The 25,009-nt window shown below is 65.8% G+C and carries 16 protein-coding genes and 1 pseudogene; 12 read left to right on the top strand and 5 right to left on the bottom strand.

Annotated features, from left to right (window positions below):
• The first annotated feature begins 54 nt into the window (after window positions 1–54).
• Window positions 55–1,305 (top strand): FAD-binding oxidoreductase, encoded by a 1,251-nt coding sequence (locus DIZ22_RS06035; protein WP_170978337.1) that lies wholly within the window; start codon window positions 55–57, stop codon window positions 1,303–1,305.
• A 3-nt stretch (window positions 1,306–1,308) separates the two neighbouring features.
• Window positions 1,309–2,511 (top strand): Xaa-Pro peptidase family protein, encoded by a 1,203-nt coding sequence (locus DIZ22_RS06030; RefSeq protein ID WP_048936524.1) that lies wholly within the window; start codon window positions 1,309–1,311, stop codon window positions 2,509–2,511.
• 15 nt (window positions 2,512–2,526) lie between these two features.
• Here DIZ22_RS06030 and DIZ22_RS06025 read toward each other — a convergent pair whose 3' ends face one another.
• The gene (locus DIZ22_RS06025) at window positions 2,527–3,543 is read right to left on the bottom strand and encodes an Ldh family oxidoreductase (RefSeq protein WP_170978338.1); all 1,017 of its coding nucleotides are present in this window, start codon (window positions 3,541–3,543) and stop codon (window positions 2,527–2,529) included.
• Window positions 3,544–3,658: 115 nt separating this feature from the next.
• Here DIZ22_RS06025 and DIZ22_RS06020 point away from each other — a divergent pair, with 115 nt between their 5' ends.
• The 4 genes from DIZ22_RS06020 to DIZ22_RS06005 all read left to right on the top strand — a co-directional run bounded on the left by DIZ22_RS06020 (window position 3,659) and on the right by DIZ22_RS06005 (window position 9,923).
• Window positions 3,659–6,067, top strand: a complete 2,409-nt coding sequence (locus DIZ22_RS06020) for a glycoside hydrolase family 127 protein (protein ID WP_240626814.1) — start codon at window positions 3,659–3,661, stop codon at window positions 6,065–6,067.
• 85 nt (window positions 6,068–6,152) lie between these two features.
• On the top strand, window positions 6,153–7,955 hold the full coding sequence (locus DIZ22_RS06015; protein ID WP_048936527.1) for a DUF885 family protein: 1,803 nt from the start codon (window positions 6,153–6,155) through the stop codon (window positions 7,953–7,955).
• Between the two features lie 37 nt (window positions 7,956–7,992).
• Window positions 7,993–8,424, top strand: a complete 432-nt coding sequence (locus DIZ22_RS06010; protein ID WP_048936677.1) for a nuclear transport factor 2 family protein — start codon at window positions 7,993–7,995, stop codon at window positions 8,422–8,424.
• On the top strand, window positions 8,421–9,923 hold the full coding sequence (locus tag DIZ22_RS06005) for an oligopeptide:H+ symporter (protein ID WP_048936528.1): 1,503 nt from the start codon (window positions 8,421–8,423) through the stop codon (window positions 9,921–9,923). Before DIZ22_RS06010 ends, DIZ22_RS06005 begins: the two co-directional genes overlap by 4 nt.
• A 72-nt stretch (window positions 9,924–9,995) precedes the next feature.
• Here DIZ22_RS06005 and DIZ22_RS06000 read toward each other — a convergent pair whose 3' ends face one another.
• Window positions 9,996–11,075, bottom strand: a complete 1,080-nt coding sequence (locus DIZ22_RS06000) for an alpha/beta fold hydrolase (RefSeq protein WP_048936529.1) — start codon at window positions 11,073–11,075, stop codon at window positions 9,996–9,998.
• 105 nt (window positions 11,076–11,180) lie between these two features.
• On the opposite strand from DIZ22_RS06000, the gene DIZ22_RS05995 reads away from it, so the two are divergent.
• Window positions 11,181–12,734: a peptidase S10 gene (locus DIZ22_RS05995; RefSeq protein WP_048936530.1), complete on the top strand. Its 1,554-nt coding sequence runs from the start codon at window positions 11,181–11,183 to the stop codon at window positions 12,732–12,734.
• Between the two features lie 42 nt (window positions 12,735–12,776).
• Here the strand turns inward: DIZ22_RS05995 and DIZ22_RS05990 are convergent, their stop codons facing one another.
• Complete coding sequence (locus tag DIZ22_RS05990) at window positions 12,777–14,099, bottom strand: amidohydrolase family protein (protein WP_048936678.1); 1,323 nt, start codon at window positions 14,097–14,099, stop codon at window positions 12,777–12,779.
• A gap of 446 nt (window positions 14,100–14,545) precedes the next feature.
• On the opposite strand from DIZ22_RS05990, the gene DIZ22_RS05985 reads away from it, so the two are divergent.
• Both DIZ22_RS05985 and DIZ22_RS05980 read left to right on the top strand, forming a co-directional pair.
• A complete protein-coding gene (locus DIZ22_RS05985; protein WP_048936531.1) occupies window positions 14,546–17,464 on the top strand; it encodes a TonB-dependent receptor in 2,919 nt (972 codons plus the stop codon).
• Between the two features lie 72 nt (window positions 17,465–17,536).
• Complete coding sequence (locus tag DIZ22_RS05980; protein ID WP_122928037.1) at window positions 17,537–19,183, top strand: amidohydrolase family protein; 1,647 nt, start codon at window positions 17,537–17,539, stop codon at window positions 19,181–19,183.
• A gap of 126 nt (window positions 19,184–19,309) precedes the next feature.
• Here the strand turns inward: DIZ22_RS05980 and hutC are convergent, their stop codons facing one another.
• Together hutC and DIZ22_RS05970 are read right to left on the bottom strand one after the other, a co-directional pair.
• Window positions 19,310–20,020, bottom strand: a complete 711-nt coding sequence (hutC, locus tag DIZ22_RS05975; protein ID WP_048936533.1) for a histidine utilization repressor — start codon at window positions 20,018–20,020, stop codon at window positions 19,310–19,312.
• A pseudogene (locus tag DIZ22_RS05970) lies at window positions 20,017–21,373 on the bottom strand (formimidoylglutamate deiminase). Before DIZ22_RS05970 ends, hutC begins: the two are co-directional and overlap by 4 nt.
• A gap of 96 nt (window positions 21,374–21,469) precedes the next feature.
• On the opposite strand from DIZ22_RS05970, the gene hutI reads away from it, so the two are divergent.
• From hutI to hutG, 3 genes are read left to right on the top strand one after another with little or no spacing between them, the layout of a single operon-like run.
• Window positions 21,470–22,669: an imidazolonepropionase gene (gene hutI, locus DIZ22_RS05965; RefSeq protein WP_170978341.1), complete on the top strand. Its 1,200-nt coding sequence runs from the start codon at window positions 21,470–21,472 to the stop codon at window positions 22,667–22,669.
• Complete coding sequence (hutH, locus tag DIZ22_RS05960; RefSeq protein WP_122928036.1) at window positions 22,666–24,195, top strand: histidine ammonia-lyase; 1,530 nt, start codon at window positions 22,666–22,668, stop codon at window positions 24,193–24,195. Before hutI ends, hutH begins: the two co-directional genes overlap by 4 nt.
• Window positions 24,192–25,004 carry an N-formylglutamate deformylase gene (hutG, locus tag DIZ22_RS05955; protein WP_122928035.1) on the top strand — a complete coding sequence of 271 codons (813 nt, stop codon included), beginning with the start codon at window positions 24,192–24,194 and terminating at the stop codon, window positions 25,002–25,004. The genes hutH and hutG overlap by 4 nt, the downstream gene beginning before the upstream one ends.
• The last annotated feature ends 5 nt before the right edge of the window (window positions 25,005–25,009 follow it).

Below are 25,009 nucleotides of genomic sequence, written 5' to 3'. Positions count from 1 at the left end.
AACTGAGGATCGTATACGGTATCTAATCGTCAACGCCAAGTGAAAAGAAGTCAATTGACCCAACAAGCGATCATCATCGGCGGCGGCATCGTCGGAACATCCTGCGCTATCCGATTGCAGGAAAAGGGAATTTCAACACTGCTGATCGAACGGGAAAACCCGCTGCGCGGTGCATCCTGGGGCAATGCAGGCCATGTCGCGGTCGAGCAGATCGATCCGCTCGCATCGATGGCAACGGTGAAGAGCTTCCCCCGGCGACTGTTCTGGCGCGGCGGCGCCCTCGGCCTGCCCTGGCGCGACGTCGGCCGCTGGGTGCCCTTTTCACTGCGCCTGTTGAATGCCGCGCGCCCGTCGCGCTTTGCGGCAGGACGCAAGGCGTTGAAAGCCATGCTGGGTCAGGCGATGCCGGCCTGGCATCGGATCGACGCGTTGTGCGCGGGGCCGAGCCGCCTGATTGAGGATGGGCATTTCATCGTCTGGGAAAGCGAGGCGAGCGCGCTGGCCGGGCGCCGTGCCTGGATGGCCGCCGATTGCGGCACGGCGCGCTTCCGCGATGCGACGGCGCGTGAGCTTGCCCTGCTCGAAGCTCTGTTCCCCCATCCGATCATCGGCGCGATTCGCTGCGAGGGCAGTGGCCGCATTGCCGACCCGACCCGGCTGGCGCAGGATCTGAGGGATGCGCTGCTGGCGGCAGGCGGGCGGATCGAGCAGGCGGAGGTTAGCGCGCTTACCACCCGTGATGGACAGGCGCAGGTGCAGCTGGCCGACGGCCAGACGCTGGACGCGGACCATATCATCGTCGCGACCGGCGCAGCATCGGATGTCCTGCTACGCCCGATGGGCCACAAGGTGCCGATCATCGCCGAACGCGGCTATCATCTGCAGACGCCAACCGCGCCCAAAGGCTGGCCGATGGACATGCCGCCGGTGGTGTTCGAGGATCGATCGATGATCGTCACCCGGTTCGAGAGTGGGCTCCGCGCGGCGAGCTTCGTCGAATTTTCCAGCCTCTCCGCCCCGCCCGACCCGCGTAAATGGCAGCGGCTGCGCACCCATGCCGCGGCACTGGGCCTACCGATCGAGGTGGATGCCAGGCCCTGGATCGGCGCGCGCCCGACCCTGCCCGATTATCTGCCCGCGATCGGCCGGAGTGACCGGGCGGAAAACCTGCTCTATGCGTTCGGCCACCAGCATCTGGGGCTGACATTGGGACCACTGACCGGGGAAATCATCGCCGCGCTTGCCACCGGCGCACCGCCGCCGGTCGACGCCACGCCCTTTTCGCTCCGCCGCTTTGAAGGATAGATTATGACACAGCAGATCGGCGGCTCCGACGCCGCCACCGAACTGGCCAGCCTCCAGCCCTGGCTCGATCGCGCGCCAGCCATCGCCGCCGCCGAATATCAGGCACGCATTGCCAAGGCTCGCGCCTTGATGGCGCAGGAAGGGCTCGACGCGCTGTTGATCGATGCCGGGACCAGTCTTGCCTATTTCGCTGGCGTGCCCTGGGGCGCAAGCGAGCGACTGGTGGCGATGCTGCTGCCGCTCACCGGCGAGCCGATCCTGATCTGCCCGCGCTTCGAACGCGGATCGCTGGAAGCCGACCTCAAGATCGACGCCGGCGACCTGCGCCTGTGGGAAGAGGATGAAAGCCCGTCCGCCCTCGTCGCCGACGCGCTCAAGACGCTGGGCGTCGCCCGGCTGGGGATCGATCCGGCCATGGCCTTCCTGTTCGTCGAGCGCATTCGTGCCGCCGCGCCGGATGTGACGCTGATCGCCGCCTCGGCCGTGATCGACGGTTGCCGCAGCCGCAAGTCGGCCGCCGAACTGGCGCTGATGCAGCAGGCCAAGTCGATGACGCTGGAGGTGCATCGCCGCGCCGCCCGCATCCTGCGCCCCGGCATCACCGCGACCGAGGTGCGCCGCTTCATCGAGGCCGCACACCGGGCGCTCGGCGCCTCGGGCAGCAGCTTCTGCATCGTCCAGTTCGGCCGATCGACCGCCTATCCCCACGGCCTGCCGGGCGAGAGCGTGCTGGCCGAAGGCGACATGGTGCTGATCGATACCGGCTGCACCATCGGCGGCTATCATAGCGACATCACCCGATCCTATGTCTATGGCGAGGCCGATGCCGAGCAGCGCCGCATCTGGGCACTGGAAAAGGAAGCGCAGCAGGCCGCGTTCGACGCGGTCAAGCCGGGCGTCCCCTGCGGCGCGATCGACGCGGCGGCGCGGCGCGTGCTGGAGGCAGCGGACCTGGGCCCGGACTATCGCCTGCCCGGCCTGCCGCATCGCACCGGTCATGGCATCGGCCTGTCGATCCATGAGGCGCCCTATCTGGTACGCGGCGACATGACCCCGCTGGAACCGGGCATGTGCTTCTCCAACGAGCCGATGATCGTCGTGCCGGATCGCTTCGGCGTGCGGCTGGAGGATCATTTTTACGTGACCGAGACCGGGGCGGCCTGGTTCACCCCGCCCTCGGTCGCGATCGACCAGCCTTTCGCCTGAAATCGCTGGCGGCGCTCAGCTGAGCGCCGCCAGTTCCTCATAGAGCGCACGGGGAATGCGGCAGCCCTGATCGGGGGTGCGCAGACGCGCCGCGAAGCGCCGCTGCGATGGCAGGCGCGCGCCTTGGCCGGTAATGCCGTCGAACAGCGCCTCGGCCCGCTGCATATGCTCGGCGGCCGCCGCGCCCAGGAAGCCGGCGGGATCGATGGCGATGATGAGTTCGCCGCCATAGGGCGATGCCTTGGCGCCATCGTCATGCGCCAGCGATTCCGCACTGGTCATATCGCCGATCAGCGGCCCGGCAATCAGTTCGACCATCGCCGACAGGGCCGATCCCTTGTGCCCGCCAAAGGTCAGCAGCGCTCCGGCCAGGCCCGCTTCCGCGTCGGTGGTCGGATGGCCCTGGGCATCGATCGTCCAGCCTTCCGGGATCGGCTTGCCGGCACGGCGATGCAGTTCGATCTCGCCGCGCGCGACCGCGCTGGTGGCGAAATCGAAGACAAAGGGATCGCCGCCGGGGCGCGGCCAGCCAAAGGCGATCGGGTTGGTGCCGAACAGCGGCGAGGTGCCGCCGGCCGGCGCGACCCAGGCATGGCTGGGGGTACAGGCGAAGGCGACCAGCCCCTGATCGGTCAGCGCCTCGATCTCCGGCCAGAGCGCGGCGAAATGGACGCAGCGATTGATGCCCATGGCGGCGATGCCCATCGTCCGCGCCTTTTCCACCAGCAAAGGCAATCCCGTAGCGAAAGCCAGTTGGGCAAAGCCGCCGGCCGCATCCACGCGCAGCAGCGCGGGCGAGACAGGGTCGACCACCGGCACAGCGTCCGGCACGACCTTGCCGCTGTTCAGCGTATGGACGCAGTTGAGCAGGCGATAGACCCCATGCGACGCACATTCGTCGCGCTCGCCAGCGATGATCGTCGCGGCAACTGGGCCGACATGCGCCTCCGCCAGACCATGGCGGCGCAGCACGGCATGGGCCAGATCCGCGACCTGCTGCAGCGTCAGCGTGACGCTTTCGTCCGCGCTCATGCCTTTATTGCCCATGCCGCGGCGTTGAAGATAGACATGCATCCTCCGTCTTGATCCCGAACCATAATCGCAATATCGTATACGGTATAACGATTATAGACAAGCCGGAGCCGCCATGTCCCACCGTCACACGCCCCTCAGCCGCAGGGCCATGTTGCTGGCCGCAACCGCCGCCGCGACGGCGCCCGCCTGGCAGGGATGGAGCAGCGTCGCCCATGCCGCGACCGGCAGTGCGCTGCCCGAATCGGCGCGCGCCTTGCCGCTGCAGGCAACCCGGCTTCTCCCCTCCCCCTTTGCCGACGCGGTCGAGGGCAATCGCCTCTATCTGCTGCGGCTGGAGCCGGACCGGCTGTTGCACAATTTCCGCAAACATGCCGGCCTGACGCCCAAGGGCGCCATCTATGGCGGCTGGGAAAATGATACCATCGCCGGCCATACGCTGGGCCATTATCTGACCGCGTTGGCGCTGATGCACGCCCAGACCGGCGACACCGAATGCGCCCGCCGCGCCGCCTATATCATCGCCGAACTGGCCGAGTGCCAGGCGGCGGCCGGCGATGGCTATGTCGCGGGCTTCACCCGCCGTCGCGACGATGTGATCGAGGATGGCAGGCTGATCTTTCCGGAGATCATGCGCGGCGACATCCGATCGGCCGGCTTTGACCTCAACGGCTGCTGGGTGCCCTTCTATAATTGGCACAAGCTGTTCGCCGGCCTGTTCGACGCCGAAACCCATCTGGGCAACAGCCAGGCGCGTGGCGTTGCACTGGCCCTGGCTGCCTATATCGACGGCGTGTTCGTGAAACTGGACGATGCACAGGTGCAGCAGGTGCTGGACTGCGAGCATGGCGGCATCAATGAAAGCTTCGCCGAACTTCACGCCCGCACCGGCGATCCGCGCTGGCTGGCGCTGGCGACGCGGTTGCGCCATCGCAAGGTGCTCGATCCGCTGGCCCAGCGGCAGAACAGCCTGCCCTGGATCCACGCCAATACCCAGATTCCCAAGCTGATCGGCCTTGCGCGCCTGCACGAGATCACCGGCAATGCCGCCGACGCGATTGCCGCCAACTTCTTCTGGGAGACCGTGGTCGGGCAATATAGCTATGTCATCGGCGGCAATGCCGACCGGGAATATTTCCCTGATCCCGGCACCATTTCCAAGCATATCACCGAACAGACCTGCGAAAGCTGCAACAGCTACAACATGCTGAAGCTGACCCGGCATCTCTATGCGTGGAAGCCCGAAGCGCGCCTGTTCGACTATTATGAGCGCGCCCATATCAACCATATCCTGGCGCACCAGAACCCGGCGACCGGCATGTTCGCCTATATGGTGCCGCTGATGTCGGGGGCGCACCGCGTCTGGTCCGAACCGTTCGACGATTTCTGGTGCTGCGTCGGCAGCGGCATGGAAAGCCATGCCAAGCATGGCGAATCCATCTGGTGGGAAGATGCCGACCGGCCGGCCGACATGCTGATCGCCAATCTCTATATCCCCAGCGAAGCCGACTGGGCGGCGCGGGGCGCGAAGCTGCGGATCGAGACCGGCTATCCGTTCGACGGGCACATCGCGATGTCGATCCCGAAACTGGCGCGGGCCGGCCGCTTCACCCTGGCGCTGCGCATCCCCGGATGGTGCCAGGGCGCGCGTATCGCCGTCAACGGCACGCCCCTGCCCGCCCCGCGCATCGCCGATGGCTATGCCCTGATCGATCGCAAGTGGAAGGCCGGCGATCAGGTGACGCTGGACCTGCCGATGGCATTGCGGATCGAAGCGACGCCGGATGATGCCCGCACCATCGCGCTGCTGCACGGCCCGGTCGTGCTGGCGGCCGATCTGGGCGCGGCCGACCAGCCCTTTGACGGTCCATCTCCGGCGCTGGTCGCCGCCGATGTGACGCAGGGCTTTGCCGCCACCCCCGGCGCCGTCCCCGCCTATCGCACCGCCGGCATCGGCAAGCCCGCCGACCTCAGCTTCGCGCCCTTCTTCCAGCAGCGTGATCGCCGCACCGCCGTCTATTTCAAGCGCTTCACCCAAGACGAATGGGGCGTCGAGCAGCAGGCCTTTGCCATCGAGCAGGCGCGCCTCCGTGATTTGGAGCGGCGCTCGGTCGACGTTATGCATCTGGGCGAGATGCAGCCCGAGCGCGACCATGGGCTGGAAGCCAAACTCTCCTACACCACCACCTATCGCGGACGGCATGGGCGCGATGCGCGCACCGACGGCCATTTCCAGTTCCGCATGAAGGTGAAGCCCGGCCCGCTGATCCTGCAGGCCACTTATTGGGGCGAGGAGCGAAACCGGCTGTTCGACATATTGGTCGACGGCCAGAAGATCGCGACGCAAAAGCTGGATGCCGACCGGCCCGGCGAATTTTTCGACGTCACCTACGCCATTCCCGAGGCACTGACGCGCGACAAGAGCACGGTGATGATCCGCGTCCAGCCGGTCCCCGGAATGACGCGCGCCGGCCCGATGTTCGGCGCGCGCATTTTCACGCCCGCGGGCGAAACACGCACTTGACCCGCCTTAACCAAGGTATATCGTATACATTATTGATAGGAGCGGGGCGCCGGATCGCTTCGCCGAACAGGGAAGAGAGACATTCATGAAAATGCCCCACGCCGCATCCTTGCTCGCCATCGCCTGGCTCGCCGGCACGGCCCCGGTTGTCCTCGCCCAGACGGCGCCGACCACCAATGCACCGGCCACACAGCCGACCGCCGCCGACCTGAAACTCAAGGCGTTGTATGACGCCGAATGGAGCTGGCGCCAGAAAGAATTCGCCCGCCTGCCCGGCAGCGGCCGGACCGAAGGCGGCGCCGACGATCATCTGCCCAGCGTGACCGCCGCCACCCAGCAGCACCGCTATGCCTATTGGAGCGACATCCTCAAACAGCTCGACCAGATTCCCGACGCCCAGCTGTCGCATGAGGAATATATCAACAAGGCGGTGTTCAAGACGTCGGTCTGGGAGAATGCGACCAAGATCAAGTACAAGACCTATGAGGCGCCGTTCAACAGCGATACCTTCTTCTGGACCGGCCTCAACCCGCGCACGCCCTTTTCCAGCGCCGACAATTATCGCCGCTATCTCGGCCGGATGAAGGATATCCCGCGCTATTTCGACGAGCAGATCGCCAACATGCAGGCGGGCCTGAAGCGCGGCTATACCGTGCCGCGCGTGTCGATCGAGGGACGTGATAAGACGATCGAGCCGTTCCTGGCCGCCGGCACCGACAATCCCTTCTACAAGGCGTTCGCCGCGATGCCGGACACCATTCCAGCCGACCAGCGCCAGGCGATGCAGTCGCAGGCCCAGGCACTGATCCGCGACGCCATCGCGCCCAGCTATCAGAAGCTGCTGACCTTCATGCGTGGCGAATATATGCCCAAGGCGCGCAAGACGATCGATGCCTATTCGCTGCCCGACGGCAAGGCCTTCTACCAGGACCAGATCCGCGAATATACGACGCTGGACCTGACGCCGCAGCAGATCCACGAGATCGGCCTGAAGGAAGTCGCGCGCATCGATGCGGACATGAAGAAGACGATGGCGGATGCGAAATTCCAGGGCAGCTTTGCCGAGTTTCTGGAGTTCATGCGCACAGACCCGCAATTCTATGCCAAGACGCCGCGCGAGCTGCTCTCCTATTCCGCCTATGTCACCAAGAAGATGGACGGCAAGCTGAAGGACACGTTCAACAACCTGCCACGCTATCGCTTCACCATCCTGCCGGTGCCGGACGAGATCGCGCCCATCTATACCTCGGGTCGCGGCGGGCTCGAATCCTGCCTGATGAACACCTATGACCTGCCCTCGCGCCCGCTCTACAATCTGACCGCGCTGACCTTGCACGAATGCAATCCGGGCCACAGCTTCCAGGCGGCCTATGCGCTGGAAGCCCCCAATCGCCCGGCCTTCCGCGGCCAGACCTATTTCTCGGGTTATGGCGAAGGCTGGGGCCTCTATACCGAATGGCTGGGCACCAAGCTGGGCATGTATGAGACGCCCTATGAGGAATTCGGCCGCGAGACATTCGAGATGTGGCGCGCGGTGCGGCTGGTGATCGACACCGGCATGCACTCCATGGGTTGGACGCGCCAGCAGGCGATCGACTATATGGCCAGCCACACCGCGCTTGCGAAGCTCGACATCACCAACGAGGTCGATCGCTATATCGCCTGGCCAGCGCAGGCGCTGGCCTACAAGCTGGGCGAATTGTCGATCCGCAAGATGCGCGCCAAGGCCGAGGCGGAACTGGGCGACAAGTTCGACCAGCGCCCGTTCCACGACACGCTGCTGACCATGGGATCGGTGCCGCTGCCGGTGATGGAGGCGGAGCTTGACCGCTTCATCCAGGCGGAAAAGGCCAAGGCCGCAGCCGGGGCTTCCGGTGCGGCGCAGTAAGCGCATTCTCCTCCCCCTGATCGGCGCGGCGCTCTGCATGGGTGCTGCGCCGATCCCCCCTTCGGCGGAGACGGAGAAGGCGGCGATCCGCCAGGTGATCGCCGACATGGAAGCCGCCTGGAACCGGGGTGATTTTCGCGGCTATATGGCGGGCTTCCTCAACCCCGGCGTCATCTTCGTGTCGCGCGGCCAGTTCCAGCGCGACTGGCAGGGGACGCTCGATCATTATGTCCGCGACTATGGCGCCTCGCCCGAGACGCGCGGCACGCTCCATTTCTGCGACATCAGGATCGAGATGCTGGCACCCGACGCGGCCCAGCTGATCAGCCGCTTCCGCCTTGCCGCCAAACCCGGCCAGTCCGGCATCAACACGCGGCTGATGCGCAAGGTCGAGGGCCGCTGGGTGATCGCCCTCAACCATGTGTCCGCGTTCGAGCCGGACGCGACCCACCCCGCCTATTGCCAATGAGCGCCATGCCCCCAGCCGATCATCACGCCACCGCCACCTTCCTCGGCCATCCGCGCGGCCTGTTCATCCTCTTCTTCACCGAATTGTGGGAGCGTTTCTCCTTCTACGGCATGAGGGCGCTGCTGATCTTCTACCTGACCAAGCAGTTCCTCTTTTCCGACGAGCGCGCGGGCATGCTCTATGGCGCCTATATCGCGCTGGTGTTCGTCAGCCCGCTGGTCGGCGGCTGGCTGGCCGATCGCTACCTCGGCGCGCGCAAGGCGGTGCTGTTCGGCGGCATCGTCATCGCCTGCGGCCATGTCCTGCTCGGCCTCGATGCGCTGGGCGGCGATCGCGAGAGCGCGACCCGCATCTTCCTCGCCGGCATGGCGGTGATCGTGGTCGGCACCGGCTTCCTCAAGGCCAATGTCTCGGTGCTGGTCGGTCAACTCTATCCCCGCGACGACATGCGTCGCGATCCGGCCTACACCATATTCTACATGGGTATTAACCTTGGCGGCGCACTCGGCCCGCTCGTCTGTGGCCTGCTGGGCGAAACGATCGGCTGGTCCTGGGGCTTTGGCGCGGCGGCGCTGGGCATGATCCTGGGCATCATCGTCTTCGTCATGGGCAGGCCATTGTTGCAGGGCCAGGGCGAGGCACCCGACCCGGCCTGGCTGGCCAGCCCGCTGTTCGGCATCCCCCGCGAATATTGGCTCTATGCCAGCGCCCTGCCCTTCACCGCGGCGATGCTCGCCCTGCTCGCCAGCCCCGCGACGGTCGGCTATCTGCTGAGCGCCAGCGGCTTTGCCATGGGCATCGGCCTGGTCGCCTATGCCTGCCTGAAGCTCGATCCGGCGGCGCGCGGGCGATTGCTGGTGGCGATCTTCCTGCTGGTGGTGCAGCCCGTCTTCTGGGGTCTGTTCGAACAGACCGGCTCCTCGCTCAACCTGTTCATCGATCGGCATGTCGACCGCACCATGTTCGGCATCACCGTGCCGGCCTCGCTGTTCCAGGCGGTCGGTCCCTTCTCCATCTTCCTGCTCGCGCCCTTCTTCGCCTGGCTATGGCTGAAGCTCGGCCGGCGCGGGCTGGAGCCGTCCGCCCCCGCCAAGTTCGGCCTGGCCATCATCCAGGTCGGCGCCGGTTTCCTGCTGCTGGTCGGCGCGGGCATGATGCTGCCGGGGGCGAAGATGCCGATGCTCTTCATCCTGCTGCTCTACCTGCTCCACACCATGGGCGAGTTGTGCCTGTCGCCGGTCGGGCTGGCAGCGATGTCGCGCCTGTCGCCGCCCCATATGCTGGGGCTGATGATGGGCACCTGGTTCCTGGCGACGGCGGGCGGCAATTTCATGTCGGGCGTGATCGCCGCCGCCATCGGCGCATCGGCAGGGGCAGACCAGGCCAGCACGGTGCTTGCCGCCTATGGCCGGATCGGCGGCCTTGCCATGCTGATCGGCCTTGCCGTCCTGGCACTTTCTCCGTGGATCGGCCGCCTCATGAAGCAAGGCGGCCGATAGCGTCTTTTGGGAAATGCGCGGAAGAGCGCATTTCCATTCCTTACCGCCATGCGCCGACAGGCGCATCAAGGATCAGCTGCGCGCCAGCAGCGCGACCAGTTCATCCTTCCAGAATTTCGCCCAAGTGTGGGTGCTGTGCCCCCGCGTCTCGGGCGAATAGGGGATCAGCTTGTAGCGGGTGGTCTTCAGCCGCTTGGCCGCCGTTTCGGCCATGCCCATTTCCGGCGGATTGATGAAGTCGTCGGAGGAATTGATCCAGGTCATCGGCGCGCTGATCTTCTCCAGATCCGCGGACGGATCATAATCGCGCGAGGAATCGAGCTGGTAGAGATAATCATTGGCGTCGCGGCTGGCGATGTCGCGATCGAACCGCTCCTTCCAATAGGCGTCGACCGCGTCGCGCGTGGGGAATTGCACCTGCATGTACCAGGCAGCGGCACCGGCAATCTGCGACAGGCTGGATGCCGTACGCAGACCGAGCAGCGGCTGCGCCTTGTAATTACCGTCCTGCCAGGCGGGATCGGCGCGGATGCCGTCCATAGCCGCCTTGCGCCACATCCGGTTGCGCCCGGCGATCGGCGCTGCCTGGCACGCCATCGGCATCAGCGCACTGGCAAAGCCGGGATGTTTCTCGCCCCAGACGAAGATGTGCATGCACCCCATCGAGGTGCCGAAGGTCAGCCGCAGATGATCGACCTTCAGCCCGTCGACCAGCATGCGGCGCTGCGCCTCGACCATGTCGTCATAATCATAATGGGGAAAGGCCATGCGCAGGCCGTCGCTGGGCTTGGAAGAATCGCCATGGCCGATATTGTCGGGCAGGATGATGAAATAGCGGCTGACGTCGAGCGGCTGGCCGGGACCATAAAGTTCGTCGGCAAATTGCGGCTGCAGGAATTGCGCGCCCGATCCGCCGGTGCCGTGCAGGATCATCACCGCATTGTCGATCCGCCCCTTGGCGTCGCGATGCGGCGTGCCGATGGTGCGATAATGCATCCGCAGTTCGGGCAGCTTCTCACCCGAACGGAAAGCAAAGTCGCGAATGACATGGTCGCCCTGCTTGACCTGCGCGGCATCGAAGCCCTGCGCCAGTGCCGGCGTGGCGAGCAACAGTGCGGCAGCGGCGGCGAGCCGGGGCCATCGGTTCTTCATGTTCTGGTCCTCCCTTGGAACTTTACGAAGATGATGCATATGCGCATTTGACAGATTTGGTATACGATGTACGGTTCGCCGCAAATTTAGGCAACAGTCAGAGTCATGATCCCGAAAAACATCGCATATTCCGCCCTTCCCCTGCTGCTGACGGCACTGGCTGCTCCGTCGATCGCCGCCGACAAGCCCGCTCCGGCGGAGAAGGAAGAGGCCAAGAAGGACGATAGCGCCGTCGCCCCGGTCGAGGAACAGGCGATGCCCAGCCGCGCGTCGGTGACGGTCGCCGGCAAGCTGATCCACTATACCGCCACGCCCGGCACGCTGACGATCCGCAACGATGCCGGCGAGCCTATCGCGAGCATGTTCTACACCGCCTATGTCGCCGATCGGGCCAAGGGCGCGAAGGAACGCCCCGTTACCTTCCTGTTCAACGGCGGTCCGGGTTCGTCGACCATGTGGCTGCACGTCGGCTCCTTTGGCCCCGTCCGGGTGGATACGCCCACGCCCGATACCGCCCGCCCCGCACCCTTCGCCATCGGCCCCAATCCCGACAGCCTGATCGACCGCAGCGACCTGGTCTTCATCGACGCGATCGGCACCGGCCTGTCGCGCCCGCTCGGCAAGGCACAGGGCAAGGATTTCTGGGGCGTCGATCCGGACATCGATGCCTTTGCCAGCGCCATCCAGCGCTATCTGACGATCAACAATCGCTGGAACGCGCCCAAATTCCTGCTCGGCGAAAGCTATGGCACGCTGCGCGCGGCGGGCCTGGTCAACACGCTGCAGGAACGCGGCGTGCAGATGAACGGCGTGGTGCTGCTGTCGTCGATCCTGAACTATGGCATCCGCAATCCGGGCTATGACCAGATCAACGTCACCTATCTGCCCAGCTATGCCGCCACCGCCTGGTATCATAACCGCCTGCCCAACCGGCCGGCGACGCTGGAGCCGTTCCTGAGCGAAGTGCGCGCCTTTGCCCTGGGCCCCTATCTGTCCGCACTGGCCAAGGGCGACGACCTGCCCGATGGTGAGCGCGATGCGATCGCCACCCAGCTCGCCGCCTATACCGGCCTGTCCAAGGGGTTCATCCTGCAGAACAAGCTGCGCATCGACCTCGGCCGGTTCCGCAAGGAGCTGATGCGCGACAGCAGCCGCACCGTCGGACGGCTCGATTCCCGCTTCGTCGGCATCGATGTCGACGACAGCGCCGCCGACCCCGAATTTGACGCGGCCGACACATCGATCAGCGGCGCCTATATCGCCGCGCTCAATTCCTATCTGTTCGGCACGCTCGGCTACAAGACGCCGCTCAGCTACCGCCCGAATTTCTACAAGGAGATCAGCCCGGCCTGGGACCAGCGCCATCGCGCGCCGGGCGGCGGCGGCCGGCCGATGCCGGCGGCGGACACCGCGCTGGACCTGGCCCGCGCGATGCGCACCAACAGTCATCTCAAAGTGCTGTCGCTCAACGGCTATTATGACATGGCGACGCCCTTTGCCGGCGCCGAATATGACCTGAAGCATATGCAGCTCGACAAGGCGCTGCAGGCCAATATCAGCTATCGCTATTATGAATCCGGGCACATGATCTACATCCACCCGGAGTCGATGAAGGGCCTGCGCCGCGACCTGCTGGCCTTCTACAACAGCGCCATGTGATCTATGGGCGCCGCGTCCATGAGGATGCGGCGCCGATTATGCTCAGCGCTTGTCCGCGACCATGAACAGGTGCGTCTGCGGCAGGGTCTGAAGATCGACCTCCTGCCCCGCAACGAACAGCCGGCCGAGGCGCCGGATATTATGGATGTCGGCTAGCGGATCGGCATCGAGCAATAGCAGGTCGGCGATCTTGCCCGGCTCCACCGTGCCCAGATCCTGGAGCCGGCCCGCCGCCCGCGCGCCGTTGCGGGTTGCCGCGACGATCGCCTGCATCGGCGTCATGCCCAGTTCCACCAGCCCTTCGATCGCCAGCAGGCTCCCCTCGCCCGGCTCCTGCTCCGGCGATTTGGGGCCGCGGCGAAATTCGGGCGCATCACCCAGATAATTGTCGGTCGCGATCGTGACCGGGCATCCGGCCGCGACCAGTCGCTCGGCATTGCGCCGCTCGATCTCCGCATCGTCGCCGCGCATCGTCGCCCGGCGGCGCAGTTCGGTGCTGGTCAGCGCCGGCGGCATCTGCGCAATGTCCGCCACCGCCCTGGCGCGCCTGGCGATCTGCTTCTGTCGCACCGCGCCGGTGACCATGTTGGACCGCATCGCGCACAGCGTCCCCTTTGACAGGATCAGCGCGATCAGATCGTCGGGATAGTCGCGGCTCAATATCTCGGGATGCTGGATCAGGTCGATCCCCGCCTCGACCGCCAGGCGCAGCCCTTCCGAACTGGTGGCATGGGTTTCGGCCATCTTGCCGCGCTTATGCGCCTCCGCCACGATCACCGCCTGCTGGCGCGGCGAGAAGCCGATCAGCGAGGGCATCATGAAATGGCTGGTGCCGCCATATTTGAGGAAATCGACGCCCCGATCGAGATAGGCGCTGACGGCGGCGCGCAATTGTTCCGGCGTCATGTCCATCAATTCCTCGCCCATGCCCTGGGCCAGCATGTCGTTCCACTGTTCCTGGAACAGGATCAGGTCGCGATCGCCGGTCAGCGAATAGGTCAGCGAAAATGGCCCGCCCCAACCCAATATATTGCCCGCCACCAGCATGCGCGCGCCGATCGCCTGGCCGCTGGCGATCCGGTCGCGCACCGCAAGCAGCGGCGGCAGCACGCCATAGCTGTCACGCATGGTGGTGACGCCCGCGCGTAGCTGGCGCTGGGCAAATTCGAGCGCCAGTTCCTCGTTCCGGTCGGCATAGCGCGATGAGGTGTCGCGGCGCGCCGGGTTGCCATAGACGGTCGCATGAACATTGGAGTCGATGAAGCCGGGCAGCAGATAGCGCCCGCGGCCGTCGACCTGCCGGGCCGAGGCCGGCGCCTTCAGCTTTGCGCCGATCGCTGCGATGCGCCCATCCGCAACGAGCACGTCCTGCGCCGCCTTTGCTGCGGCCCCGGTGCCGTCGATGACGGTTACGTCGCGTATCCAGATTGTTTCAGCCGCAACAATATCGGGCCGAAGCAGGCCCAGAGCCGCTCCAGAAAGCAGCAGGGAACGAACAATTTTTCTATTTATTTTCATAATACTAACTCCCCATTCGACGCTTTTCGCCGGCGACTGCGGACTGACACTTAACTGCAATCTTGACAGCCTCCTGCAGCCTCAGCATGATTAAAGTATACGATATTCAATATACATTGAAACGGTCAAAGAGCCGCAAAGACAGAGAGAGGAGCTGAAAACCCGTCCGGGGGACCATCAGGCGGTCCGGTACGCAGGAGCCGACATCGGCGCAGCATCCACATTGCTGCGCATGCAAAATCATAATCTGTGTCGAATGAATTGAATCCTAGCGATTACAAGGGGATAGACTAATGATGACGATCCGACCGGCGGGCCTGTACGGCCGCCGCAATGCCTTGCTGTTGCTGTCGACCATCCTGGCCGGCGGCGGCTTGGGTTCTGCTGCCCAGGCCCAGGAGGCGGCCCAGCCCTCCACCGATATCGTCGTCACCGGCTCGCGCCTGGTCCGCACCGATCTGACCGCGCCCAGCCCGATCTCGGTCATGGGCAGCGAGGATGTGAAGCTGTCGGGCAACGTCACGCTGGAAAAGACCCTGAACGAAATGCCGCAGCTGGCGTCGGGCAACACCTCCACCGTCAATAATGGCGGCGGGTCGGGCGTGCTGACCGCCAATCTGCGCGGCCTGGGCAACACCCGCACGCTGGTGCTGGTCAATGGCCGCCGCTTCATCCCCGCCGATTCCAACGGCAATGTCGACCTTGCCTCCATTCCCGACGCTCTCATCAAGCGGGTCGAGATCATCACCGGCGGCGCATCGGCCGTCTATGGCTCCGATGCGATCGCCGGCGCGGTCAACTTCATCCTCGACGACAAGTTCGAGGGCGTCGAAGCCAGCGCCCAATATGGCATCAGCGACCGCGGCGACGCCGAATCGAAGAAGCTCGACCTGACGTTCGGCACCAGCACCGCCGATGGCCGGGGCAATGTCACCCTGTCGGGCAGCTGGACGCGCCAGTCGTCGATCACCCAGAATGATCGTGGTTTCAGCCGCACGCCGCTGGGCGAAGTCAACGGCCAGCTGGTCTATTCGGGTTCGGGCAGCATCCCCGGCACCCGCGTGCCGCTGAGCGCGGCGCAGCGCGCCGCCCTGACCGGCGTCAACCTGACCCCCGGTGGCAGCTGCACGTCCGTCACCGGCATTCGTTTTGGCGAGAATGGCACCGTCCTGCCCTATTGCCAGCCGGAAGATACCTACAACTACGCGCCCTATAATCTGCTGCAGCGTCCGCTCGATCGCTTCAACGTCGCCGCCAACGCCCATTATGAGGTGGCCGACAAGATCACCGCCTATGCCGAGGCTTACTTCGTCAACGCCAAGAATGACATGATCCTGGCGCCCGACAGCTTCACCCCGCTGACGCCCGGCGCCGCCTCCTCGACATTGCTGATCCCCAATTATGCCAACAATCCAGTGCTGCCCGAAAGCCTGCGCCAGTTCTTCACCAACAATGCCGCCATCTTCGACACCAATGGTGACGGCACGGCAGAAATCGTCGGCGGCGGCCGCCGCGCCGACGAACTTGGCACGCGCAACTATCGCTACGAACGGCAATCCTACCAGATCACCACCGGCCTGCGCGGCGACGTATCGCTGCTGGGCAACGACTGGAAGTGGGACGCCTTCTACCAATATATGCGCAACCGCACCGACACCCGCAACGAGGGTCTGATCTCGCAGACCCGCCTGTCGATGGGCCTGGACGCGGTCATCGATTCCTCGGGCAATGTCGTCTGTCGCAACCAGTCGCTGGGCTGCGTCCCCGTGTCGATCCTGGGTCTCAATTCGATCAGCCCGGAAGCCGGCGCCTTCCTGACTCCGGTGCGCGAAAGCCATGACATCTTCACCCGCCAGGTCGCGGGCGCCAGCATCGCCGGCACCCTGTTCGAACTGCCGGCCGGCCCGGTTTCGGTCGCGCTGGGCGCGGAGTATCGCAAGGACAAATACACGTTCAGCCCCAGCCCGCTCGACCTTGCCAATGAATATGGCGCGGTGTCGCAAAAGGCGCTGGCCGGTGCCTATGACGTCAAGGAACTGTTCGGCGAACTGCGCATTCCAATCCTGGCGGACATGCCCTTCTTCGATACGCTCGCGATCGAAGGCGCGGCCCGCTATTCGGATTACAGCTCGGTCGGCAAGGTCTTCACCTGGAAGCTGGGCGGCGAATATGCCCCGGTCAGCTGGATCCGCATCCGTGGCGCCTATAACAGCGCGATCCGCGCGCCCAATATCGCCGAACTCTATACGGCGGTGACGCGCGGCTATTCCAGCGGCACCGATCCCTGCGCCATCCCGACCTCGGGCGGCGACAGCCGCAGCGACGCGCTCAAGAATTTCTGCGTCGCCACCGGCGTGCCCGCAGGCGAGATCGCCAACTTCACCCAGGCGACGCTCGGCCTCAACCAGGACAGCGGCGGTAATCCGAACCTGCATGAGGAAAAGTCGAAGACCTACACGATCGGCGCCGTCATCTCGCCGCCCTTCATCCCGCGCCTCAACATCACGGTCGACTATTTCAACGTGAAGGTCGACGACGCGATCATGACCGTCAACGCGCAGCAGACGATGAACGACTGCTACACGATGATGGATGCCGGCAGCGCCACCTGCCGGGCGATCACGCGCCTGGGCAATGGTCAGCTCGACTATGTCAGCGTGTCGAGCAACAATATCGGCTCGCTCAAGGTCAACGGTATCGACGCGCAGGTCGATTATCGCGTGCCGCTGCCCGGTGCGCTGTCGCTGGGCGACGACGCCAGCCTGTCGCTGCAGGCGATCGCCAGCTGGCTGTTCGAGCGTACGACGCAGGTGCTCGCCACCTCCGCCCCGCAGGATTGCGCCGGCTATTATGGCGCGGGCTGTTCGGTCGGCACCGGCGGCTTCATCACCCCGGACTTCAAGCTGAACCTGGGCGCCACCTATGCCAGCGGCCCGCTGAGCTTCCGCCTGCAGGGCCGGATGATCGGCGACCTGAAGCTCTATCCGACCGCAACCAATGTGGTGAAGTCGGTCGACCCGGTCTGGTATCTCGACACCAGCTTCTCGATCGACGCGACGGAGACCTTCTCCTTCTTCGGCGGCGTCAACAACCTGCTCGACCGGCAGCCGCCGATCCTGGGCACGACGCTGGTCGGCGACGCCAATACCGACGTGTCGCTCTATGACACGCTGGGTCGCCGCTACTTCGTCGGCGCGCGGATGAAGTTCTGACCGACGAGCAGGCGGGCCGGGGCCGTGGCGCTCCGGCCCGCCTTTCACAACAGCGATAGAGGAGAGCGTCGCATGGCCGTCCGGTCCCGTCCCATTCTCGCCCTGGCGGCGCTGCTCCCGAGCGGCAGCGCGCTCGCGGCGCCCGAAGCATCCAATGCGCCGGCGGCAAAGGCGGCCGATCCCATTCCCGCCCGCAACCAGGGCGTAGGCCCGTTTCAGCGCACGGTGCTGCGCCATGTCTATATGATCGACGGCACCGGCGCCCCGGCCCAGGGGCCGTTCGACATCGTCCTGTCGAACGACCGCATCGCCGAAATCAAGTCGATCGGCGCGCCCGGCGCGATCAATCCGGCGCTGCGCGCCGCGCCCGGCGACCATGAGATCGACCTGGCCGGCGCCTATGTCATGCCCGGCTTCGTCGATGCCCATGTCCATCTCCATTCGCTGAGCGACGCGCAGAAAGTGCCGTCCGACTATATCCTCAAGCTCTGGATGGCGCATGGCATCAACTCCGTCCGCGACCTGGGCAGCGGCCATCCGATCGAATGGCTGGCCGACATCAAGGCCCGCAGTGCCCGCAACGAGATCGTCGCCCCACGCATCGACATCTATCCGATGTTCCACCAGATACGCGGCCCGGTGAACGACGCCGCCACCGCTCGCGCGGTGATCCAGGAAGCCAAGAAGCGCGGCGCCGACGGCATCAAGTTCATCGGCGGCGCGCCGGAGGATGTGCTCTATGCCGCACTCGACGAGACGAAGAAGCTCGGCCTGCACAGCACCATGCACCATGCCCAGCAACTGGTCGCCTATGCTAATGTGCTGGGCACGTCGGGCGCGGGCCTCGAAAGCATGGAACATTGGTATGGCCTGCCCGAAGCGATGTTCACCGACCAGCGTATCCAGGCCTTTCCCACCGACTTCATCAACAATGACGAGCAGATGCGCTTCGGCGAGGCCGGGCGGCTGTGGGCGCAGGCGGCCGAACCGGGGTCGGACCAGTGGAACAAGGTGATGGACACGCTGTTGGAACGCGGTTTCACCCTGGACCCGACCTTCACCGCCTATCTCACCAGCCGGGACTTCATGCGGATGAGCCGGGCGCAATGGCATGCCGACTACACCCTGCCGGCGCTGTGGGACTATTATCGCCCGAGCCGCACCAATCATGGCGCCTATTGGTTCGACTGGACCACCGAGCATGAAATGGCGTGGAAGGACAATTATCGCCGCTGGATGCGGTTCGTGAACGACTACAAGAACCGTGGCGGCCGCGTCACCGTGGGCAGCGATTCCGGCTATATCTACAATCTCTATGGCTTCGGCTATATTCAGGAGATGGAGTTGCTGCGCGAGGCGGGGTTCAGCCCGCTGGAAGTGATCCACGCCGCGACGCAGGAAGGCGCCCGGCTGCTCGGCCATGAGGACCAGATCGGCACCATCCGGGTCGGCCGCAAGGCCGACCTGGTGGTCATCAAGGGCAACCCGCTGGCCAACATGAAATTGCTGTTCGGCACCGGATCGATCAGGCTCAATGATGCGACCGGCAAGGTCGATCGGGTCGGCGGCGTCGATTACACGATCAAGGACGGCATCATCTATGATGCAAAGGCGTTGCGCGCGGAAATCCGCGCCATGGTCGCCCGGCAGAAGGCCGAGCGCGACATGCCACCGGGCATCATGACGATCGAGAATGCGGAGGCCTCTACGCTACCATGAGGTCTTCGCAGCGACAGGCAGAAGGCGGCCTTTGAGGCCTGACCGGAGCCTGTCGACGGGCGCTCTTTCCTGTCGCCGACAGCCCTTGTCAGCAGCGGGGAAGAGCGCCGATTTGCCTTTACCCCATCAACCGCCCGCCGGCCCGAAGCGGGCCACCATGTCATAGGCGTCAGCCAGGAAGACCTGGCGGACATAGGTGATCGGGTCGCCGCCGCGCCAGGTATGGCGCTCGACGCACAGGCAGGGCGCACCGGGCGCGATGCCGAGCTGGGCGGCCTCCTCCCGCGTCGCCCCCACGGCCGAAATCCGGTTTTCCGCCTCGGTCCAGGGCACATGCTGCAACAGCCAGGTGCCCGGCGAGATGCTGTCGAAATCGCCATCGACGATCGCGGGCACGGCGCGGGTCGCGATCAGCCGATGCTCCACCGCGAGCGGCCGATCATCGGCGCAATGAATGCCATCCAGTTCCAGCAGTTGCGCGCCATTGGCCAGCGCCGCTTCCTCGTCGCGCCCGGCGATCGGGCCGCGCAGCTGCCGCCGGGTCAGGCGATAGCTGTGGCGCTGGCCGCGCTCGCCGATCTGGACGGCAAGGTCCGGGATATCGAGCACCATCGAATGCACGCGCGGCCGCGCGACGAAGCTGCCCGCCTTCTTGCGCCGTTCGATCAGGCCGGCTGATTGCAGCGCCGACAGCGCCTTGTTCACGGTCATGCGCGAACAGCCATGCGCCTGCATCAGTTCCTGCTCGGTCGGCAGCCGGTCGCCCGGCGCCAGCGTGCCGGCCAGGATGCGGGCCTCGAAATCGGCGCGGATCTTCTCGTGCAGCGGCTGTTTCACGCGGTCAGTTTCTCCAGCGTCCGGCGATAGCGGGTGGCGATGGCGTCGCGGGCGCGATGCCGCCCGCCGCTTACCATCTGCACGCCCCGGCGCCAGACCGTATCGATCGCCTCGCGCCCGGCGCCGAAGATCAAGCCGTCCAGCAGCCGCTCGACCGGACGATGGGACAGCGAGGGATGATTAAGGTCCAGCGTCACGAAATCGGCCGATGCGCCGCCCCGCAATCCGGCCGCGACGCCCAGCGCCTGCGCGCCGCCGGCCACTGCCGCACGATAAAGGCGATCGCCGGTCGACATACCCGCTTCGCGCGCCAGCACATTGCGCTGCTGCAGGCCCAGGCGCTGGCCATATTCCAAAAGTCGCAATTCCTCGGTCGCATCGATGCGGACATTGGAATCGCTGCCGACGCCATAGACGCCGCCGGCATCCAGGAAGGGTTCGGCCGGTAAGAGGCCGTCGCCCAGATTGGCTTCGGTGATCGGACAGAGGCCGGCTACCGCGCCGCTGGCCGCCATTGCCCGCGCCTCATCCTCAGTCATGTGCGTCGCATGGACCAGGCACCAGCGGTTGCTCACCGGCGCATGGTCGAGCAGCCACTCGACCGGCCGCTGGCCGCTCCAGGCGATGCAGTCGGCCACTTCCTTCTGCTGCTCGGCGATGTGGATATGAACCGGATTATGACCCGCGATCCGGGCAAGCAGCGCCAGTTCGTCGGGTGCGACCGCGCGCAGGCTGTGCGGCGCCACGCCGACCACGGCGTCCGGCAATTTTCGCGCGCCCGTGATGGCCGCCTCGCGCAGCCGGGCAAAACCGTCCAGATCATTGACGAAACGCCGCTGGCCCGCGCTCGGCGGCTGGGCGCCAAAACCCGACCAGGCGTAGAAGACCGGCAACAGCGTCAGGCCGATGCCGCTTTCCGCCGCCGCCGCCATGATCGCCAGGCTGGTTTCGGCCGGGTTTGCATAGGGCGCGCCGTCCGGGGGCGTGATGCAGATAGTGAAATTCGCCGACGCGGGTGAAGCCACTTTCCAGCATCTCGACATAGGCCTGCGCCGCGATCGCCGCAATGTCGTCCGGGTCCATGCGACCGACGAAGCGATACATGAGGTCGCGCCAGGTCCAGAAACTGTCGCCCGCCGGGCCGCGCACCTCGGTCAGCCCCGCCATCGCCCGCTGAAAGGCATGGCTGTGGAGATTGGGCAGACCCGGCAGCGCGACGGGCTGACGGATATCCTCGGCCTGCGGCGCGGTGCCCCGCTCGATCGACGCGATCGCGCCGTCATCCAGCACCATCCGGATGTCCTGCGCCCAGCCCTCCGGCAGCAACACATGGTCGAAAAACAGGGACGTCATGGACTGCAAATCTCCCGGACCGATATAATGTCTATACATTAAATATCGAATCATGCAATCTGGGCGGGAGGCCGTGAAGGGAGGCTGGCGATGACGATGATATGCGACCGGCTATGGACCAAGGCCCGGCTGGCGACGATGGCGGGTGATGGGATCGGCGCGGTCGAGGATGGTGTGATCGCCGCGCGCGATGGCCGCATCATCTATGCCGGTCCGCGTGCCGATGCCCCAGCATTCGCCCCCGTTGAGACGATCGACTGCGCCAGCCGCTGGATCACGCCGGGCCTGATCGACTGCCACACCCATCTGGTCCATGGCGGCGATCGCGCCGCCGAGTTCGAGCTGCGCCTGGCCGGCGCCTCCTATGAGGAAATTGCCCGAGCCGGCGGCGGCATCGTCTCGACCATGCGCGCCACCCGCGCAGCGAGCGAGGCGGAACTGGTCGCCAGCGCCCTGCCCCGGCTCGGCGCGCTGATCGCCGAGGGCGCAACCACGGTCGAGGTGAAGTCCGGCTATGGCCTTGATCCCGTCTCCGAACTGCGGATGCTGCGCGCCGCGCGCCAGCTGGGCCGCGAACGGCCGGTGCGGATCATCACGACCTTCCTGGGCGCCCACGCCCTGCCGCCCGAATATGCCGGCAATGCCGACGCCTATATCGCGATGCTATGCGACGAATTGCTGCCCGCCGTCGCGGCCGAAGGGCTGGCCGATGCGGTCGACGCCTTTTGCGAGGGGATCGGCTTTTCGCCGGCGCAGACCGACCGGCTGTTCACCGCCGCGCGCGCCCTCGGCCTGCCGGTCAAGCTCCATGCCGAACAGCTTTCCAACCTGCATGGCGCGGCGCTCGCCGCCAGCCATGGCGCGCTGTCGGCCGATCATCTGGAATATCTGGACGAAGACGGCATCGCCGCCATGGCCCGCGCCGGCACGGTCGCAACCTTGCTGCCTGGCGCCTATTATTTCGTGCGCGAGACGAAACTGCCGCCGATCGACGGGCTGCGCCATGCCGGCGTGCCGATCGCGCTGGCGACCGACTGCAACCCCGGCACATCGCCGCTCACCTCGCTGCTGCTGGTCATGAACATGGGCGCGACCCTGTTTCGCCTGACCATCGACGAATGCCTGGCGGGCGTGACCCGCAACGCGGCCCGCGCGCTCGGTCTCGACAAGGACATCGGCACGCTGGAGGTCGGCAAAAGCTGCGACCTTGCCATCTGGGACATAGAGCGCCCTGCCGAACTGGTTTATCGCATGGGGTATAACCCGCTCCATGCCCGCATCTGGAGTGGTCAATGAACGCTATCATCCTCGTCCCCGGCGAAGCTTCGCTGGCCGACTGGCGCGCCATCTATCGCGGCGCGACGGCCCGGCTCGATGGCGCGTCGGCCCCGCGCATCGCCGAGAGCGCGGCAGCGGTGGCGCGCATCCTGGCGAAGGGCGAGCCGGTCTATGGCATCAACACCGGCTTCGGCAAGCTGGCCAGCGTCCGCATTGGTGACGAGGATCTGGCCACGCTCCAGCGCAATATCGTGCTGAGCCACGCTGCCGGCACCGGCGCCCCCTCCCCCGCGCCGGTCATCCGCCTGATGATGGCACTAAAGCTCGCCAGCCTGGGCCAGGGCGCATCGGGCGTGCAGCCGCAGACCGTCGCCCTGCTGGAGGCGATGCTGGTTCAGGGGCTGACCCCGGTGGTGCCGGCGCAGGGATCGGTCGGCGCGAGCGGCGATCTGGCACCCTTGTCGCACATGGCCGCCGCGATGATTGGCGTCGGCGAGATCATGCTGGGCGAAGAACGCCTGCCCGCCGCCGAAGCACTGGTCCGTGCCGGCCTCGCCCCGCTGGAACTTGGCCCCAAGGAAGGGCTGGCGCTGCTCAACGGCACCCAATTCTCGACCGCCAATGCGCTCGCTGGCCTGTTCGAGGCGGAAACACTGTTCCAGTCCGCGCTCGTCACCGGCGCGCTCTCGACCGAAGCGGCCAAGGGCTCCGATACCCCCTTCGATCCACGCATCCACGCGCTGCGCCGCCATGCCGGGCAGATCGAGACCGCCGATGCGCTGCGCGGCCTGATGGCAGGCAGCGCCATCCGCGCGAGCCATCTGAAGGGCGATGAACGCGTGCAGGATCCCTATTGCCTGCGCTGCCAGCCGCAGGTGATGGGCGCCGCGCTCGACCTGCTGCGCCAGGCAGCAACCACGCTGGCCATCGAGGCGAATGGCGTGTCGGACAATCCGCTGATCTTCCCGGACAGCGACGAGGCGCTGTCGGGCGGCAATTTCCATGCCGAGCCGGTCGCCTTTGCCGCCGACATGATCGCGCTCGCCATCTGCGAGATCGGATCGATCGCCGAGCGGCGCATCGCCATGCTGGTCGATCCGGCGCTGAGCGGCCTGCCGGCCTTCCTGACGCCCAAGCCCGGCCTCAATTCCGGCTTCATGATCCCGCAGGTCACGGCCGCCGCTTTGGTGTCGGAAAACAAGCAGCGCGCCTATCCCGCCAGCGTGGATTCGATCCCGACCAGCGCCAATCAGGAGGATCATGTCTCCATGGCCGCGCATGGCGCCCGCCGCCTGCTCGACATGGCGGAAAATGCGACCGCGGTGATCGGCATCGAATTGCTGGCGGCGGTGCAGGGCATGGACTTCCACGCCCCGCTCACCTCCAGCACGGCACTGGAAGCGGCGCGCACTTGCGTGCGGGATCAGGTGCCGCACCTGACCGACGACCGCCATTTCCATCCCGACATGGAAGCGGCCAACCGCATCGTCCGATCGGGCGCGCTGGTGGCGGCCGCTGGTCACGCCCTCCCGGTGCTGGGATGAACGACTGGCTTGACATCCGGCGGGGCGAGGCGGCGTTGATCGTCGCCTTTCCCCACACCGGCACCGATCTCGCCGATGTCGGTAACGCGTTCCGCTCGCCCTGGATCGCGCGCGCCGATGCCGACTGGTGGGTGGACCAGCTTTACGCCCTTGCTTGCGATCTGGGCGCGACGACGATCCGCACCGCCATTTCGCGCAGCGTGATCGACGTCAATCGCGATCCTTCCGGTGCCTCGCTCTATCCGGGGCAGGCGACGACCGAGCTTTGCCCGACGACCGATTTCGATGGCGAACCGCTCTATGCCGGCGCCGCCCCCGACGCGGCCGAGATCGACCGGCGGCGGGCCAACTGGTTCACACCCTATCATGCCGCGCTACAGGCTGAGATCGACCGGCTGCGCGCCCGGCATGACCGGGTCGTGGTCTATGATGCCCATTCGATCCGCAGCCATGTGCCACGCCTGTTCGACGGCGCATTGCCGCAGTTCAATATCGGCACCAATTTCGGCACGACCTGTTCGCCGGACCTGACCGCCGAAATCGCCCGGCTCTGCGCGGCAAGCGGCATGAGCCATGTCGTCGACGGCCGTTTCCGCGGCGGCTGGACCACGCGCCATTATGGCCGCCCCGAACAGGGCGTCCATGCGATCCAGATGGAGCTTGCGATGCGCGGCTATCTCCACGAGCCCACCGAGCGGACCGAGGCCAACTGGCCGCCGCCGCTGGACCCGGCCCATGCCGCGCCGCTGACCGCCACCCTCACCGCCATCTTGAAGGCCTGCCTCGCCTTCACCCGCCAGGAAGGCTGACCTTC

Origin of the sequence: Sphingobium sp. LF-16 (genome assembly GCF_003711185.1) — a bacterium.
Lineage (GTDB): Bacteria > Pseudomonadota > Alphaproteobacteria > Sphingomonadales > Sphingomonadaceae > Sphingobium > Sphingobium yanoikuyae_A.
Note: the sequence above shows the minus strand (reverse complement) of the source record. Positions and strands in the feature narration are given on the sequence as shown.

Bases quoted from the DNA above. Each gene is read 5' to 3' on its own strand.
- DIZ22_RS06030 (WP_048936524.1), top strand. From the start codon at position 1,309: ATGACACAGCAGATCGGCGGCTCCGACGCCGCCACCGAACTGGCCAGC.
- DIZ22_RS06025 (WP_170978338.1), bottom strand. From the start codon at position 3,543: ATGAGCGCGGACGAAAGCGTCACGCTGACGCTGCAGCAGGTCGCGGAT.
- DIZ22_RS06020 (WP_240626814.1), top strand. From the start codon at position 3,659: ATGTCCCACCGTCACACGCCCCTCAGCCGCAGGGCCATGTTGCTGGCC.
- DIZ22_RS06015 (WP_048936527.1), top strand. From the start codon at position 6,153: ATGAAAATGCCCCACGCCGCATCCTTGCTCGCCATCGCCTGGCTCGCC.
- DIZ22_RS06010 (WP_048936677.1), top strand. From the start codon at position 7,993: ATGGGTGCTGCGCCGATCCCCCCTTCGGCGGAGACGGAGAAGGCGGCG.
- DIZ22_RS06005 (WP_048936528.1), top strand. From the start codon at position 8,421: ATGAGCGCCATGCCCCCAGCCGATCATCACGCCACCGCCACCTTCCTC.
- DIZ22_RS06000 (WP_048936529.1), bottom strand. From the start codon at position 11,075: ATGAAGAACCGATGGCCCCGGCTCGCCGCCGCTGCCGCACTGTTGCTC.
- DIZ22_RS05995 (WP_048936530.1), top strand. From the start codon at position 11,181: ATGATCCCGAAAAACATCGCATATTCCGCCCTTCCCCTGCTGCTGACG.
- DIZ22_RS05985 (WP_048936531.1), top strand. From the start codon at position 14,546: ATGATGACGATCCGACCGGCGGGCCTGTACGGCCGCCGCAATGCCTTG.
- DIZ22_RS05980 (WP_122928037.1), top strand. From the start codon at position 17,537: ATGGCCGTCCGGTCCCGTCCCATTCTCGCCCTGGCGGCGCTGCTCCCG.
- hutI (WP_170978341.1), top strand. From the start codon at position 21,470: ATGATATGCGACCGGCTATGGACCAAGGCCCGGCTGGCGACGATGGCG.
- hutH (WP_122928036.1), top strand. From the start codon at position 22,666: ATGAACGCTATCATCCTCGTCCCCGGCGAAGCTTCGCTGGCCGACTGG.
- hutG (WP_122928035.1), top strand. From the start codon at position 24,192: ATGAACGACTGGCTTGACATCCGGCGGGGCGAGGCGGCGTTGATCGTC.